The following is a 16,656-nucleotide window of genomic DNA, read 5'->3' on the forward strand; positions in this document are numbered from 1 at the left end:
AATCTTTTACAGTTATAATTGCTTTGTAATAGTTTAGTATAAGGCAATATATGTATTTAGAAAAAATTAATAGTCCGTCAGATTTAAAAAAATTAACAACAGAGGAATTAAAATCACTATCTTCAGAGATAAGGGAGTTTATAATAAATAATGTTTCAAATACTGGAGGACATTTAGGCAGTAATTTGGGTGTAGTTGATTTAATTTTAGTTTTGCATTATTTATTTGATTCGCCTAGAGATGCTTTTATATTTGATGTGGGGCATCAGTCATATACTCATAAAATTATAACTGGAAGAAAAGATAGATTTAATACATTAAGAACTCTCGGAGGAATATCAGGCTTTCCAAAAAGAAATGAATCTGAACATGACATAGAAGAAACGGGGCATGCTTCCACTTCATTATCATTTGCTTATGGTCTTGCATGTTCAAAAAATATATTAGGATATAGGGGAGATGTTATAGCAGTTATAGGTGATGGTGCTATGACTGGAGGCATGGCATTGGAGGCTATGAATAATATTGCTAATACTGATACTGATATAATTATTGTATTGAATAATAATGAAATGTCTATAGGTAAAAATATAGGGGCTATATCAAAGTTTCTTAATACTACATTAAATGATAATTTAGTTCAGGAGGCTTCAGAAAAGGTTAGGGGATTAGTTTCTTCTTTGCCTTTTGGAGATATTGCAAATGAATTTATAGACAGAGGCAAAGGGGCTATTAGAACTTTTGTTGCCCCAGGTATTGCTTTCAGAGAGATGGGATTTAAGTATTTCGGTCCTGTTGATGGTCATAATTATGATGAACTTATAAGCACATTTCAGAAGGTGAAATCTATAAGAGGTCCTAGATTAGTTCAGGTTAATACTGTTAAAGGAAAAGGTTATAAAATAGCCGAGGAGAATCCTTCTAAATTTCATGGAATAGCTCCGTTTAATATTGAAACTGGAGAGTTAAAATCTAAATCAAGTTCAAAAACTTTTTCTAATCTTGCTGGAGAATGTATAGTTAATGCTGCAAGAGAAAATAAAAATATAGCTGCTATAACTGCTGCTATGGAATCAGGTACAGGTTTAACTGAGTATGCAGAACTTTTTCCAGACAGATTTTTTGATGTAGGAATAGCTGAGCAGCATGCTGTTACATTTGCTGTAGGGCTTGCTGAAAATGGCATAATACCTTTTGTTTGTTTGTATTCTACTTTTTTACAAAGGGCTTATGATCAGGTAATACATGATATTGGTATAATGAATGCTAATGTTAAACTTATGATAGACAGAGCAGGATTAGTGCCAGAAGACGGTGATACACATCAGGGAGTTTTTGATGTATCTTTTTTAAGAATTATACCAAATATTACAATCATGGCTCCTGTAGGAGAAAAAGATTTTAAAGAAATGGTAAAAAAATCTATAGAATATAAGGGACCTACTGTTATAAGGTATAATAAATCTGCTGTTAGAGATTTAAAAGAAAATATTGTATCTGATAATTTTGAGATAGGAAAAGCTCATATTATAAGAGAAGCTAAGAATACTAAGAATCTTATCATAAGTTATGGTCAAACATTAATTGATATAACTGATGCTTTAGATGAAATTAATTTAGATGCGTCTGTAATAAATCTTTCTACTTTAAAACCTCTTGATGAAGAAACTATTTTAAATATGGTAAAAAAATCTGATAGAATTTTAATTATCGAGGAGAGTATGAAAAAAGGCGGTATTGGGAGTGCCATATTGGAATTAATGTCTGATAATGAAATATATAAGACTATAAAAGTCCATGCTTTGCCTGATAAATTTTTTGAAACTGCTACTAGAAATGAACTTTTAAAAATATACAAATTAGATAAAGATGGTTTGAAAGATATTATTAGCAATTATTTTATAATTTAATTTTCTTTTTATCTTTAATGTATTGAATAAATATATCCGTCATTATAGGATCAAGCATTATTTCTTTTTCTAAAAAATTTTCTGTCATAAATTGTATAGTTTCTTTATGAGATTTTTTTAACCCATTTATCAATGTATCGTACACATCAATAACTTCCAATATTTTAGCAGGCAGATATGTAAGGCTTTGCAATGTTAATATGTCTTTATAATCATAAGATACTATATATTCTATTCTCTGTTTTGGATTTCTTCTTAATGCTGCTTTATATAATTCGGTAAAAAGTCCGTATCCATGACTGTAATATTCATGATGCAGTGAAACAGTTAGTGCTACTCCCTCGCTTCCTCTCATAAAATATTTTGCAAAAGCATAATCCTGCAAAGAATGATTATCTTTTTCATCAGTCATTATTGGTATATAATCCCTGTTTTTATTCAATGATATGTCATGCATCAAAATACCAATAACTGTGTCTGTGATTGTATTATTTTCTATCTTTCTAACACCCAATTTTACATTTGAATCTAATGTATTGACACTATCTGTTAAATTATATCTTTGGTATATTCTCTCTGAGTACTTATAATAACTTTTCTTAAAATCTATTCTCATTTTATTGGCAGCACCCTGTTTTAATTTTTCATTGAAATATGCAATAGCTTCAACTGCCATTATAAATACTCTATTAATATGTCCTATTGTACTGTCTGTTTTTAGTTCTTTCATATTATCGAACATATTATCACTTTCATATTCTTTAGCATATATTATCATTGCTATTTCTGCTATGAGAAGCTGAATCATTTTTGATAATGAATTTATTTCGTCATCATTGCTCAAAGTATGATGTTCTTTTTTATATAAATAATCTGTATATTGTATTCTTAATATAAAACCTAATTCTATAAGTATTTTTACTATTTCTTCAGCAGTTTTAGAATCTAAGAAATTTTTATTATAATGAGTTAGTTTTGCCACATACTGCCTTATGTATGCTGTAACTTCTTTATTAGACATGTTTATAATGTTTTCAAGTATTTTCTCTTCTTCCTTTGCTCTCTGTGAATCAGACGGAATACAAAATTGAAATGTATTGTAAAATTCGCTTATTTTATTATTCAATGTCTTCCTCTTAAAATTATTTGTATATAGTATATTATAAACTATAAAGTTATATTTTTCAATTATATTATTAGTTATGATATACCCAATTTTTTTATGGCTTCAGAAATATGATCTACTCCTATAATTTTAACATCTTCTATATTTTTTATTTCTTTTAATGCTCTTTTAGAAATATATACTTCTTTTAAATAAAATTTTTTCATTTCTTTTATACGTCTTTCTATAAATCTCACAGGTCTTACTTCTCCAGAAAGCCCAAGCTCTCCAATATATGCTGTAGATCTTTGAATGGATATTCCAGACATACTAGAAGCTATTGCCATTGCTATAGAAAAATCGCTTGCTGTTTCTTTAACATTAAGTCCGTTTGCTATATTTATATATACATCCTGATTTGAAAGATTTAAATGTGCTCTTTTTTCAAGTATGGCTATTATAATAAGAAGTCTGTACTGATCATACCCTATAGTAAGCCTTCTAGGATATCCGAATGCACTGCTTCCAACTAAAGCTTCCTGTTCAACACAAAATACTCTGCTGCCTTCTATTACGGGAGCTATAATACTTCCTGCAAATACTGCATCATTAATTCCTCTGGTAAATACTCTTGAAGGGTCTTTTACTTCCATTAATCCTTTTTCAGCCATTTCAAAAATACCAACCTCATCGACTGCACCGTACCTATTTTTTACAGCTCTTAGTATTCTGTATATTCCTTTATCATCTCCCTCAAAATATAATACACAGTCAACAATATGCTCTAGTATTTTAGGTCCTGCTATAGTGCCTTCCTTTGTTATATGTCCTACTAAAAATATTGTTATATTTTTAAGCTTTGCTGTCTGCATTAATGCCCATGCACAGTTTTTTATTTGTGCTGGGGAGCCTGCTATACTGTTTGTTGAAGGACTGTATACTGTTTGTATAGAGTCTATTATCGCAAGTGTAGGCGTATTATCTAGTAAAGTATTTATTATATTGTCGCAGTTTGATTCTGATGATATTAAAAAGTCAGAATCTTCTAATGCGAGTCTGTCAGCTCTTAATTTAATCTGTTCAAGAGATTCTTCGCCTGTAAAATAATAAACTTTTTCATTTTTAGCAATATTTGAGGCTGCTTGAAGAAGAAGGGTAGATTTACCTATACCAGGCTCTCCTCCTATAAGTATTACGCTTCCTTGTACTATTCCGCCTCCTAATACTCTATTAAGTTCATCTATATTTGCAGATATTCTTGTACTTTCATTAGTTTTTATTTTTTTTATAGATGTTAATTGTGCCTTATCAGATGATATGCTTGATCTTTCTCTTATAGTTTTATTTGTATCCTGCGATGGTTCTGTAAATGGTTTTAATGTATTCCAAGAACCGCATGAAGGACATTTACCCATCCAGTTAATTGTGCTTTCTCCGCAATTATCACATACAAATATAGTATTGTTCTTTTTAGCCATATTTATTATTATATAGTTTACCCTATTTTTACTTACTATTAAACTTTTCAAATATTTTCTGCCTTCTTTTTTTGTCTGAACTCCATAACATAAGCCCGAATACTATAACAGCAATAGGAAGCATAACTATATTTATAACTCTTACAAATAATTTAATACTTTCAGGTACAGTGTAAGGCGGATTAAATATAGCCCCTTTTCTTCTTATGCTCATGAGTCCAGTATCGCCAACCATATAATCAACCAAATTCATTAAGAATATTTTATTAACATTATATGCACTGTTTTTAGCCATTTCATAAGAACCTACAACTATAACTCTTCCGCTTGTAGTAGAATTAATTCTATTTATACTGCTGTTAATATTATTCTGAGCATTTATTGATGAAGGTATCTCTTTTCCTTCAAATGCACTATTCATTTTTCCTTCAAATGAAGCAGCTAAAAGCCTTTTTGATAATTTGCTCTCATCCGTAGGTATTCCAGTCATTGAAGCAGCGAAGTTCTCTGTTTCAGTCCAGCTTTTATCACTAGTATAAATAAGAGGTGTAACTTTTATATCAGTATTATTTGTATTTGTTATGATTTCTGATGATATAGGAGTAAGCAGAATATTAATGCTCTTAGTTATATCATTTTTAGCATTTATATTTTCAGAAGCTATCAAAGGTATATAATACATTTTCTGTTCAGGCATTCCCTGCTGTAATTGTGCTTTGTATGCATTATCATCAAATATCATATTTTCTGCTACAGTAAATCCATAATTAGTAAGTATTTCATTAAGTCTGTTTGTAACAGGTATAAGAGTAGGACCATACATTTGTGCATTAGGATCATCCTGATTAATTTGTACGCCGTTAAGCATAAACAGTACAGGCTTTCCGCTCATAATGAATTGATCTAATTTATAAAGTTCATAGTCGCTGAATGCAGTTTTACTTCCTGCTATTATTAAAGCGTCTATATTTGAAGGTATATCGTTTAATGAAATATCTACAGGTTCAAAATTATAATTAGCTTCTATTTCAGAAACATATTCACTGACACTATCATAAGCATCATTAGGATTTCCGCCAAATTGAGGAGGTATAGTTATATAATTAGCCTCTTCATGTCCTTGTATATATCCTATTGTTGCTTTTAATCCAAGCATACTGTCTATGCTTTTTAATATTTCATTTTCAATTTCATCAAAAGCACCATATAATATATATGATGTTGAAAGCTCTCTTATATCATCTCCGTTTTCTAATACTAATGAAAAGTATGCACTTCCTTTATTTGCTACAATATTTCCGTTAGGGTCTTTTATATCATTCCATTCTATTTTTTTTATATTTAGTTTTTTTAGTAAATCTTCATTTTCTTTTGAAGGATTTGTCATATCAACATTTATAAATTGAACTTTATTCATAAGGTTTTTATTTGCACTTGCAACAGCTTTCATTATGGAATCAGGTATAAGTTCAACAGCACCTATAGGTAGAAGATCATATATTTCAGGCGATGAAACATAATAAACATTTAAATTATTTTCTAATCTTGTCAGCTTATCATTTTTATCCATCATCTTTCTTATGGTAGTATCTATATTGTATTCTAAGCCTTCTGTTGATTGTATAAATGGTATTGTTTCTATGGAATCTCCATATATAAATGCCAATCCCATATATGCAACCTTTGTCTGAGTTTGATCTTTCTCTAATACGCTTATTTGTGTAGGGCTTACTCCATACTGACTAGCCTGAGCAGAATCTTTTGATGCATCTACTACTTCAAAACTCAAATTTTTTCCGCCTGCTGATTTATAGCCTTCAAATATATCTTTTATATATTTCTCGTAAGCAGAGAATGGGGGAGGAAGGTTAGGTGTTACAAAGAACTTTACAGTCATAGGTTCTTTTAAATTTCTTACTAATGTTTTGCTTTCTTTACTTAGAGAGTATACTTTATCTCTAGTTAGATCTATTGCTGGCGTAAATTGATTTATTATTGCATTTATTAAAAATATTATTATTAGTATTAGTATAAAAGTGATGATTCTGTCTTTTTTTTTTGTCATGCTTTACCCACTGTAATTAATGAAAATTGATTATTAATTATATATTCAATAATCCTATTTGTCAAAATTTGATTATGCAATAAAACCTTTAAATATGCTTTTTGTAATAAAATTATTAAATAGTACTTGACATTTTTTATTGCTATGCTATAATAATTTTCACTTGCCGAGTTAGCTCAGTAGGTAGAGCAAAGGACTGAAAATCCTTGTGTCTAGGGTTCGATTCCCTGACTCGGCACATTCCTTTTATTTCCTAATCAAAATATATTAATAAATTATTCGCTGCTTTAATAATCAGTTTTGTTTACTTGACAATAGCTTTTAATGTTTTAAAATATTATTAAAATACATAGAGATAAAAATATGAATATAGAAAAAGAAATAACAAATTATATTAATCCCATTTATGAGGATAATCATATAATAGTAGCAGTTAAGCCTCCTAATGTTCCCACTCAAAGCGATATTACAGGTGATATATCATTTTTTGATAATATTAAAGATTATTTAAAAATAAAATACAATAAAAAAGGCAATGTATTTTTAGGTCTTGTTCATAGATTAGACAGACCAGTATCTGGAATAATGGTTTTTGCTAAAACTTCTAAGGCTGCTTCAAGATTAAGTGAGGCTATAAGAGATAGAAGATTTGAAAAGACTTATTATGCTGTTGTAAAAGGCATACTTTTAGATAAAGAGGGCATGCTTGAAAATTATCTTATAAAAAAAACAAATAAATTAGGAAATATTGCTCAGGTAGTTTTTGAAAATACTAAGAATGCTAAGATAGCTAAACTTAAATATAATGTTATAAACGAGAATATAGCAAAAAATTTAAGTTTATTAAAAATAGAGCTTGAGACAGGCAGATTTCATCAGATAAGAGTTCAGCTTTCTAATATTGGGCATGCTATATATGGGGACAGGAAATACGGAAGTTATATAAAATATGACAGAGATGATGTTCCTCTAGCTTTATTTGCTAAAAGTTTGAAATTTCCTCATCCTACTAAAGATGAAATGGTTTATGCTGAAGCTGATTTGCCTAAATATAATCCTTGGGATATTTTTTAATATTATTTTTTGTTATGCACTTGACAAAATAAATTAATATTGTATAATGTACAAACATTTGATTGATATAAAAATCACGGGCCAATAGCTCAGTCGGTAGAGCATCGCCCTTTTAAGGCGGTTGTCGAAGGTTCGAACCCTTCTTGGCTCATATAGAAATCACTTTCTATTTGTATATGCCGGTGTGGTGAAGAGGTTTAACACACAGGATTTTCATTCCTGCATTCGCGGGTTCGAAACCCGTCACCGGTTCATTTAATGCCGCTCTTGATTAGGGCGGTTTTTTATGTATTAAATTTTTTAATTATAAAAAATATATTCATTAAAAATATTTGAAGCATTTATTTTATTATAAGAATCTCCGCCTCTCCAATTCATTAATTTTTCTGATAATTCTGTATCTCTATATTCTCTCTCTTCTTTTGCCTCTAAAATATCTAAATATGATAATATTTCTAAAAGTATAATTCTTTCATATTTTGATGATGGTAATATATCTTTTAATGTTTTTTCCATTTTATTCACAGAATGATTTTTTATATTGTAAGAATCTATTTGCTTTAGTATTTTATTAAAAATTTTTATGTCTTCTTGAGTTGGATTTAATTCATATTTATTAAAGTTAATCTTTTTAAACTCGCATAAATCAAAATAAATATATGACAAATTATCTAGTCTTACTCCTCCCCATTTAAACTTTTCAAAGTTGTATACATTTTTATATTTTAAATAGAAATCATCTCCAAGGATATAATATTTATAACATTCTTCACAATATGATTTATTTCTATCTCCAGTAAAATTATGAGGCTTTATTTTTTTAGCTAAATAATAACTGGATATAAAACTTCTTAAATGCAATGATCTTGATGATAAACTGCATAGAAATGCTTTAACCGTATTATTAAAATCAATTTCATCTAGTAAATTTTTAATACTTTTTATAAGCTCATCATGTTTAATAATTTCATCAGAGAAATCAAACATTAATCCCTTTTCTTTGGCATACAAAAAATCATCATCATTTATTGACATTTTTTTATCATCTATCCAGCCATTTTTCCAGAAATAATTGAATAATATTTTTTTAGCTTTTTTATCTATTTCTATTATAGACATGCAGTTCCTTACAAAAAAATAAGGGGCATAAAGCCCCTTAAAATTTAGGTTTGAGAATTTAATTATTGTACATAAGTTCTTTTTTAGTTAATACTTGTCTTAATCCTTCCTTAGCTTGAGAATCACTTCCATTATAACTTAAAGCATTTCTGTAGCTTTCTTCAGCATTATCAAGTTCATTCATCCTATAATAACATTTTCCTAAAGCTAAATTAATATCAAATAAATCCCTTTTAGATGTTGCAGTGTTCAAAGCTTCATTATAAGCATATATGGCGTCATTATACTGAAGTCTTCTGTATGAGAAAGCACCGTACATCATAAAATTTTCAACACTAGGGGACATTTCTACAAGCTGTCTATAGTATGCAGCTGCATCATTATATGAACGTATCTCCTCCATCATAGTAGCAAGTGTAATCCAAGCATTTTCCCTAACTAAAGTTGTATTATTTTCATCATTAGCAGCTATAAGCAGAGATTCTTTTGCCTTTTCATAATCTTTTGTCTTATAATAAAGCATTCCTCCTCTGTATATACTTTCTCTGTCTTTAGGATATTTTGAAAGAGTATAATTATAATAGTTTAATGCTTCAACATTATTTCCTATGCTTTCATAGTAGATGGCAAGCGTTCTGCTAGGAAATGCATTACCAATATCCTCTTCAATAGACTGTTTTAATAATTTTATACCTCTGTCAGAGTTTCCATAATATAGTTCCAACTCTCCAAGTCTAGGCATAAATATTGCATTATTAGTTTCTATTTTATATATTTCCTGATAATATTTTAGAGATGGAATGAAATTCTTTTGTCTGTATGTTATATCCCCAAGTCTTTCCAATGCTGTTTTATACAAATCATCCTTATTATCAGCCATTATAATCTTTTTATAATTTGCTTCAGCTTCTTTAAGCATGCTTCCCTTATAATAAGCATTGGCAAGAAGTCCAGTAGCCTCATAAGTATTTGTATAATCTTTCATTTTTGTTAATTTTAAATAATATTTGATAGCTCTGTCATAAGCATTTTCTTTTTCATATAATTCGCCTAATGCAAGTATAGTATCTACATCATTTGGATTTTGATCTAATATCTGTTCATATACTTTTTTTATTCCGTCATAATCTTCAACTTGTTCATATATTTTTACAAGCCTTCTTACAGAATCAGGCTTAGTTTCAGAATTAACCAAACTTTTTAAATACATTTCTATAGCACTGTCGGTATCTCCTGATATTACATATATATCTCCAAGTATTGTAGCAGCTTTATCAGCATATTCGCTTTTGCTTCTTCTAACCAATTTGCTTAATGTATCATAAGCTATGCTTTGAAATCCCTCATTAAGTGCTATAAGACCTACATAAAATAATGCCTCATCATTTTCTTCTAATGATAATACTCTCTCATAGTACCCCTTAGCCAAACGAGGTAAATCTCTTTCCATATAGAAGCGTCCCAAAGTAAGAAGGCTAGGTATATAATTGCTGTTTATTGATAATGATTTTTCTAATGATGTTAATGCTTCATCATACATTTCTTTTTCTAAATATGAAATTCCCAAATTATGTTTTAGCTGCTCATCCAAATATAATGAATTTGTCATTTTATTGAATACTTTTATTGCAGAATCATAATCTTCTGTTTCATTATATATTTTTCCTAGAAGTATATTTGCTTCATACTGTTTTTTTGGGTCTATAGTGTCTTTGATTTCTTTTTGTAAAATAGATTTAGCTTTTCCGTAGTCTTTATTTTTATAATACTCTTTTGCCAAAGTATATTCATCAACTATCTGTGAGTTCATTCTAACTTTTCCCTGAATTATAGCCACATTTAATGATATTATAGCAATGAATCCCAAAGCACCTATACACAATATGAAAACTATTGTTTGAATATTTTTATATTTTTCTTTTCTTTTATTGTATGTCGCTTTCTTGTATGCCATCTAAAATCCCATTAACAAATTTATAAGAATCTTTATCGCTGAATATTTTAGCGATTTCTACAGCCTCATCTATAACTACAGATTTTGGTATGTCTTTTAAAAATATTAAAGAATATATAGACATTCTTATAATTGACTTGTCTACATACTGTATTCTCTTTATATCCCAGTTATTAGAATATTTTTCTATTAAATTATCTATTCTTTCTAAATTTTTTATAGTACCTTCTACTAGATTCTTAGCAAATACAAATATATTTTCAGGTATTTTTTTATCATAATCAAAATTCAAAATTTCATTAATATCAGCTTTTCTGTCATTAATTTCATAAGAATATAATGACATTACAGCATATATTCTAGCCTGTCTTCTAGCCCCATAAGATGATAAATCCACATCTTTTTTTATATTGTTTTTAGTTTTTACTAAAACTTTCTTTTTAACAGCCTTCTTAGGTGTAGACTCATTATTTTCAGATGTATTATTCATATCTTTTTCTTCAGGCATATTTATAAATCCACAAACTATTTAGTACTTGATAATTATCGGAATATATATCATAAAAATAATTTTGTGTGATATTTATTTTTATATAAGGTGATAACGGCAAAAAGGCTATGGAAAATTTGATTTATCATCCACAGCCTTTTATATATTGATTTCTATTAATTTTTTTTAATTTATTTTATAGCATCTAATTCTTTTTTGATTCTAGCATAAACTTCTTCAGGTGTTCCTACACTTTCTATTTTTATAATTTTTGCTTTATCATTATAATAGTCTAGTACAGGTTTGCTTTGGCTTTCAAATACTTTTAATCTGTTTTTTATAGTTTCCTCATTATCATCAGCACGTCCTCTTTTCAATAATCTTTCTATAATGATTTCTTCTGATGCGTATATATCTATAACAGCACTTATTTTATAGTTTAAACTATCCAATATTTTTGAAAGTTCTTTTGCCTGCTCCATAGTTCTAGGAAATCCATCCAGCATAAAACCATTTTTGCAGTCATCTTTCTTGATTCTATCCGTCAGCATATCAATAACTAAACTGTCAGGCACTAATTCTCCCTTATCCATATAAGATTTTGCTGTTTTTCCTAATTCTGTTCCATTAGAAATGTTTTCTCTTAGCATATCGCCTGTAGCAATATGGGCTATTGAATAATCTTTCTCTATTAAAGCAGATTGAGTTCCTTTACCTACGCCAGGAGCTCCTATGAAAATTATATTAAGCATATTAAAACTCCAATAAGATGTTATTATATGCAGTATAGTAAATAATACTGTTTTGTCAAATATTATTGTAAAAAAGTTTTATATATAGTATTATATGTACAATATGTATTATTACCACCGTAACGAATATGTTAAATTAGCTCCGCCATAACCAGCATTGAATGATAATCTTTCTACAGAAAAGTTTTCTTCATTTACCCAAAGCATATAATATATACCTGTAGTTAAAGCAAAAGCCCCTGTAAGAACCATACCTGCTATATATACATTCATTGCCGTATTATAATGCCTTAAATCTATAGGAGGTCTTGTAGGAGAATTTTTATACTGATCATAGTATTTAACCATAGTTGAATCTAATATCTCTCCTGCATATATATATGTTCCAGCTGCAAATATTGCACTTGCTATTGTTAATCCCAAAAATATTTTTGTATTTCTTTCATAATTTTTGAATATTCTATCTGCCAATGTAGGTTCTTTAAATCTTTTCATAGTAGGTGTTAATAGCAAAGTATTCGTACTATTTACAGTAAATGTTCCGTAATAATCTATATAATTTGTATTGGTTATCTTTATAGAATATGTTCCGAATCCAAAGTATCTGTCTATTGTATTTGTAGGTTTTTCTTTTATACCGTTTATAACAACTGAACTTGAATCTTCTCCCTGTATATTTATCTGAACTCTGGCTCTGTTTGTAAGCTCTTTTAATTTAAAATTTAATAATATATTTTCATTAGGTTCTTCAAATGAAAGCATTGTATCTATTGTTTCATAAGTTTCTTTCTGTATTGTAAATCTATGGCTGTTTGTAGTTAATGCTGGAACATACAAGGTTTGTCCGCTTTTTCCTATAAATACATCATCCACATAAACAAATGCATCTTCAGGACTTACATCTATAGCTATTATTCCTGTTTTGTCTAAATAACTTATTCTATTTGCTATTTCTAATGCATAGTTTGGTATTTGCTCATCTATTCTCGCTTCTGGTATTGTAACAGAGTATGAGTTAATTTTTCTGTCTTTTATATATGCTATATATGTTACTACATTTATATTAGGTCTTTTATATTCTACTGTACCAAATATTGCTATGTCTGCATTTCTAGTGAATACATATTTTTTTATATCATCTCCGAAGTATTCATAATAGCTTTTTCCTATATCAACTTTTTGTATAAAATTGTTTGTGCTTTTTAATATTACATTGCTGCCATTATAATCAAATAATATTTCATCCTTTTCTAAAACAAATCCTTTAGTTTCTGGGGTTATTAATCTTACATTGCTTCGTACATCTCCCCAATTTGTATAATATGTTTTTTCATAATTCGTTACTATAGAAATATTTGTGCCGTTTTGCCTGCTTGTATACGTTATATTTGTAAATTGAAATACTTTATAGTTATAAGCTCTTTCAAAATCTTTAGGAGTAATTGTATAATTAGTTTCCGACTGCAGTTTCAAAGTTTTATTATACTCTATCTGATTTGCAACGGCATCTGCTATGGCGAATGATAAATAATTATAATTCGTATTGTTTCCTATATTCGTATATATATAAATATCTATTTTAGCAGTTTCAGAGCTTGTATAATAAGGTCTTACTTCTTGTATCCTAATGGGCTTTCCTCCGAAAGAATATAGAGGCGAATATAATAAAACAGCGGAGAGCATCAGCAATAATAATTTAGCAATTTGTTTTATATACATAAATCCTATTCTAATTTTTATTATTAATTCTATATTAAAAAGCATCTTTTATCAATAGACTTGTTTCAAAACTAATTTTATTTATAATAGTGCGGACTAGCCTACATGAAATGTGTACCGATAAAGTACTCCGCTTATTTTAGATGCGGCAAAAAGAATATTAAGTAAGCCTTGGCGAAAGACTGCAATTTAGATACTAAAATACAACATATAATAGATTATATTTATATTTTTTTAATTAAATTATGAATATTTAAATATATTTTAAACTAAAAATAATCACTTTATATGCTATATTTTTATAAAAGATTATCATATTTTTTATTTAATAATGTTTTATATTAGTATATTATCTAATTTTTTTTATTTATTTTTTGATTATTATTTAATAAATATATTGACAATTTTTTCAGTTTAATATATCCTATCTAGTTAGATTACTATATATAATAATACGGAGAAGTTTTATGGATATATCTAAAAGAATTCAGAGATTAAAAGTTTCACCTGTGAGAAAATTGAACCCTTATGCTGAAGATGCATTAAAGAGAGGAATTAAGATTTACCATCTTAATATTGGGCAGCCTGATATAGCGACTCCTAAGATTTTTTTTGAAGCAATTTCTAAATATAATGGTACTACCCTTAGATATGAACATTCAAGGGGATTAGCTTTGCTTATTGATAGAATACAAAAATATTATGATAAACTAGGCGTTCATTATGATGTTGAAGATATAGTTATAACTAGCGGAGGAAGCGAGGCTATATCATTTGCAATGCTTGCTATATTTGATGAAGGGGATGAAATACTTGTATCTGAGCCTTTATATGCTAATTATAAAAGTTTTTACGATGTGTATGATATAAAATACAATGCTGTTAGAACTTATGCAGAAGATGGATTTCATTTGCCTAGCAGGGAAGAAATAGAGAAGCACATTACACCGAAAACAAAAGCATTTATGCTTGCAAATCCTTCAAACCCTACAGGTGTTGTATATACCAAAAGAGAATTGGATGATATAGCATATTTAGCTAAAAAATATGATTTATTTATCATAAGCGATGAAGTTTACAGAGAGTTTGTATATGGGGATAGAAAAGCTATCAGTTTTGGCACTTATAAAGATTTAGAAGAGAATGTTATAATAATAGACTCTATATCTAAAAGATTTTCTGCATGCGGTGCTAGAGTAGGATGTCTTATAAGTAAAAATAAAAAATTAATGACTGCTGTATTTAGGGAATGTCAGGCAAGATTATCTCTTCCTACACTTGATATGCTTGGAGCAGTTGCTTTATATGAACTTCCTGATGACTATTTTGATGACGCTTTAAAAGAGTATGATTATAGAAGAAGAATAATATTTGAAGAACTTAATAAAATGGAAGGAGTTGTTGCCAGAGAACCTGAGGGAGCTTTTTATGTTCTTGCTAAACTCCCAGTAAAAAATGCTGAAGATTTTATTATATGGCTTTTAAAAGACTTTAATATTAATGGGGAAACTGTTATGTTTGCACCTGCTGAGGGTTTTTATGCTACTCCTGGACTAGGCAAGGATGAGGTAAGGATTTCTTATGCTTTGGACAGCAATGATTTGAAAAAGGCTATGAACATACTAAAAGAGGCTTTAATTAAATATAAAGAGGTAGAAAAATAATATTGTAAATATAAGGCTGCTTTTTTTAAAGTTGATTTTTTATTTATATTGACAATTTTACAGTTTGATATATCCTATTTCGTTAGATTATTATTAATTTTATTGGAGAAGTATTATGGATATATCCAAAAGAATTCAGAGGTTAAAAACTTCGCCTGTAAGAAAGTTGAATCCTCATGCAGAAGATGCTGTAAAAAGAGGAATAAAAATTTATCATCTTAATATAGGGCAGCCTGATATAGAAACCCCTAGTGTATTTTTAGAAGCTATTTCTAAATATAATGGAAAAACACTTAAATATGAACATTCAAGAGGTATGAAGCCGCTTATAAACAAGATTCAGGAATATTATGATAAATTAGGTGTTCATTATGAAGAGGATGAAATCACTGTAACTAATGGAGGCAGTGAAGGAATATTATTCAGTTTGCTTGCTATTTTCGATGAAGGCGATGAGATTTTAGTAGGGGAACCTTATTATGCTAATTATAACAGCTTTTACGATGTGTTAGATATAAAACGTAATGCTGTTAGAACTTATGCAGAAAATGGTTTTCATCTTCCTAACCGTGATGAAATAGAAAAACATATTACTCCGAAAACAAAAGCATATATGTTTTCTAACCCTTCAAATCCTACTGGTGTTGTTGCTACTAAACAAGAGCTTGATGATATAGCTTATCTTGCTAAAAAACATGATATGTTTATTATAAGCGATGAAGTTTATAGAGAGTTTGTATACGGAGATAGAAAAGCTATTAGTTTTGGTACTTATAAAGATTTGGCAGATAATGTTATTATAATAGACTCCATATCAAAAAGATTTTCTGCATGCGGTGCAAGAATAGGATGCGTTATAAGTAAGAATAAACCATTTATAAGTGCTGTATTCAGAGAATGTCAGGCAAGATTATCAGCTCCTACGCTTGAAATGGTTGGGGCCGCTGCTTTATATGATTTGCCTGAGAATTATTTTGAAGCTGCTAGAAAAGAATATGATAATAGAAGAAAAATATTATTTGAAGAGCTTATAAAGATGGACGGAGTAGTAATGAAAGAGCCAGAAGGTGCTTTCTATGTATTAGCTAAACTTCCAGTAAAAAATGCTGAGGACTTTGCTATTTGGCTTCTTAAAGATTTTAATATTGATAATGAAACTGTTATGTTTGCTCCGGGAGAAGGTTTCTATGCTACACCTGGTCTTGGAGTAGATGAAGTTAGAATGTGCTATGCTTTAGATGCTAAAGATTTAAAAAGAGCTATGGAAATTTTGAAACAAGGTTTAATCAAATATAAAAAAGAAGTTGAAAAATAAAAAATAATTAA

12 protein-coding genes and 3 tRNA genes are annotated in these 16,656 nt (G+C 28.7%); 7 read left to right on the forward strand and 8 right to left on the reverse strand.

Annotation, left to right across the window (positions count from 1 at the left end; all coding sequences use genetic code 11):
• Window positions 1–50 precede the first annotated feature (50 nt).
• A complete protein-coding gene (gene dxs / locus Q0J69_RS06795; protein ID WP_297205350.1) occupies window positions 51–1,910 on the forward strand; it encodes a 1-deoxy-D-xylulose-5-phosphate synthase in 1,860 nt (619 codons plus the stop codon).
• Here dxs and Q0J69_RS06800 read toward each other — a convergent pair.
• The 3 genes from Q0J69_RS06800 to Q0J69_RS06810 all read right to left on the reverse strand — a co-directional run bounded on the left by Q0J69_RS06800 (window position 1,900) and on the right by Q0J69_RS06810 (window position 6,558).
• Window positions 1,900–3,036 (reverse strand): hypothetical protein, encoded by a 1,137-nt coding sequence (locus Q0J69_RS06800; RefSeq protein ID WP_297205352.1) that lies wholly within the window; start codon window positions 3,034–3,036, stop codon window positions 1,900–1,902. The genes dxs and Q0J69_RS06800 overlap by 11 nt on opposite strands.
• Before the next feature lie 74 nt (window positions 3,037–3,110).
• Window positions 3,111–4,493 (reverse strand): DNA repair protein RadA, encoded by a 1,383-nt coding sequence (gene radA / locus Q0J69_RS06805; protein WP_297205506.1) that lies wholly within the window; start codon window positions 4,491–4,493, stop codon window positions 3,111–3,113.
• Window positions 4,494–4,521: 28 nt separating this feature from the next.
• Window positions 4,522–6,558 (reverse strand): Gldg family protein, encoded by a 2,037-nt coding sequence (locus Q0J69_RS06810; RefSeq protein ID WP_297205354.1) that lies wholly within the window; start codon window positions 6,556–6,558, stop codon window positions 4,522–4,524.
• A gap of 165 nt (window positions 6,559–6,723) precedes the next feature.
• Here Q0J69_RS06810 and Q0J69_RS06815 point away from each other — a divergent pair.
• The 4 genes from Q0J69_RS06815 (at window position 6,724) to Q0J69_RS06830 (ending at window position 7,884) form a co-directional block, all read left to right on the forward strand.
• Window positions 6,724–6,796 (forward strand) — tRNA-Phe (locus Q0J69_RS06815).
• Between the two features lie 125 nt (window positions 6,797–6,921).
• Window positions 6,922–7,632: an RluA family pseudouridine synthase gene (locus Q0J69_RS06820; RefSeq protein ID WP_297205355.1), complete on the forward strand. Its 711-nt coding sequence runs from the start codon at window positions 6,922–6,924 to the stop codon at window positions 7,630–7,632.
• 78 nt (window positions 7,633–7,710) lie between these two features.
• Window positions 7,711–7,783 (forward strand) — tRNA-Lys (locus Q0J69_RS06825).
• A gap of 27 nt (window positions 7,784–7,810) precedes the next feature.
• Window positions 7,811–7,884, forward strand: a tRNA-Glu gene (locus tag Q0J69_RS06830).
• 48 nt (window positions 7,885–7,932) lie between these two features.
• Here the strand turns inward: Q0J69_RS06830 and Q0J69_RS06835 are convergent.
• From Q0J69_RS06835 to Q0J69_RS06855, 5 genes are all read right to left on the reverse strand, one after another.
• Window positions 7,933–8,751 (reverse strand): hypothetical protein, encoded by an 819-nt coding sequence (locus Q0J69_RS06835; RefSeq protein ID WP_297205357.1) that lies wholly within the window; start codon window positions 8,749–8,751, stop codon window positions 7,933–7,935.
• Window positions 8,752–8,809: 58 nt separating this feature from the next.
• Complete coding sequence (locus Q0J69_RS06840; protein WP_297205359.1) at window positions 8,810–10,705, reverse strand: tetratricopeptide repeat protein; 1,896 nt, start codon at window positions 10,703–10,705, stop codon at window positions 8,810–8,812.
• Window positions 10,677–11,213 carry a transcription antitermination factor NusB gene (nusB, locus tag Q0J69_RS06845; protein ID WP_297205360.1) on the reverse strand — a complete coding sequence of 179 codons (537 nt, stop codon included), beginning with the start codon at window positions 11,211–11,213 and terminating at the stop codon, window positions 10,677–10,679. Before nusB ends, Q0J69_RS06840 begins: the two co-directional genes overlap by 29 nt.
• A gap of 173 nt (window positions 11,214–11,386) precedes the next feature.
• On the reverse strand, window positions 11,387–11,947 hold the full coding sequence (locus tag Q0J69_RS06850) for an adenylate kinase (RefSeq protein WP_297205362.1): 561 nt from the start codon (window positions 11,945–11,947) through the stop codon (window positions 11,387–11,389).
• A 111-nt stretch (window positions 11,948–12,058) separates the two neighbouring features.
• Window positions 12,059–13,666: a PEGA domain-containing protein gene (locus Q0J69_RS06855; RefSeq protein ID WP_297205363.1), complete on the reverse strand. Its 1,608-nt coding sequence runs from the start codon at window positions 13,664–13,666 to the stop codon at window positions 12,059–12,061.
• 467 nt (window positions 13,667–14,133) lie between these two features.
• Between Q0J69_RS06855 and Q0J69_RS06860 the strand changes: the two genes are divergently transcribed.
• Both Q0J69_RS06860 and Q0J69_RS06865 read left to right on the forward strand, forming a co-directional pair.
• Window positions 14,134–15,330, forward strand: coding sequence for a pyridoxal phosphate-dependent aminotransferase (locus Q0J69_RS06860; protein WP_297205364.1), 1,197 nt, complete (start codon window positions 14,134–14,136; stop codon window positions 15,328–15,330).
• A 115-nt stretch (window positions 15,331–15,445) separates the two neighbouring features.
• Window positions 15,446–16,645, forward strand: coding sequence for a pyridoxal phosphate-dependent aminotransferase (locus Q0J69_RS06865; RefSeq protein WP_297205365.1), 1,200 nt, complete (start codon window positions 15,446–15,448; stop codon window positions 16,643–16,645).
• The last annotated feature ends 11 nt before the right edge of the window (window positions 16,646–16,656 follow it).

Origin of the sequence: uncultured Brachyspira sp. (genome assembly GCF_944388875.1) — a bacterium.
Classification (GTDB): Bacteria; Spirochaetota; Brachyspiria; order Brachyspirales; family Brachyspiraceae; genus Brachyspira.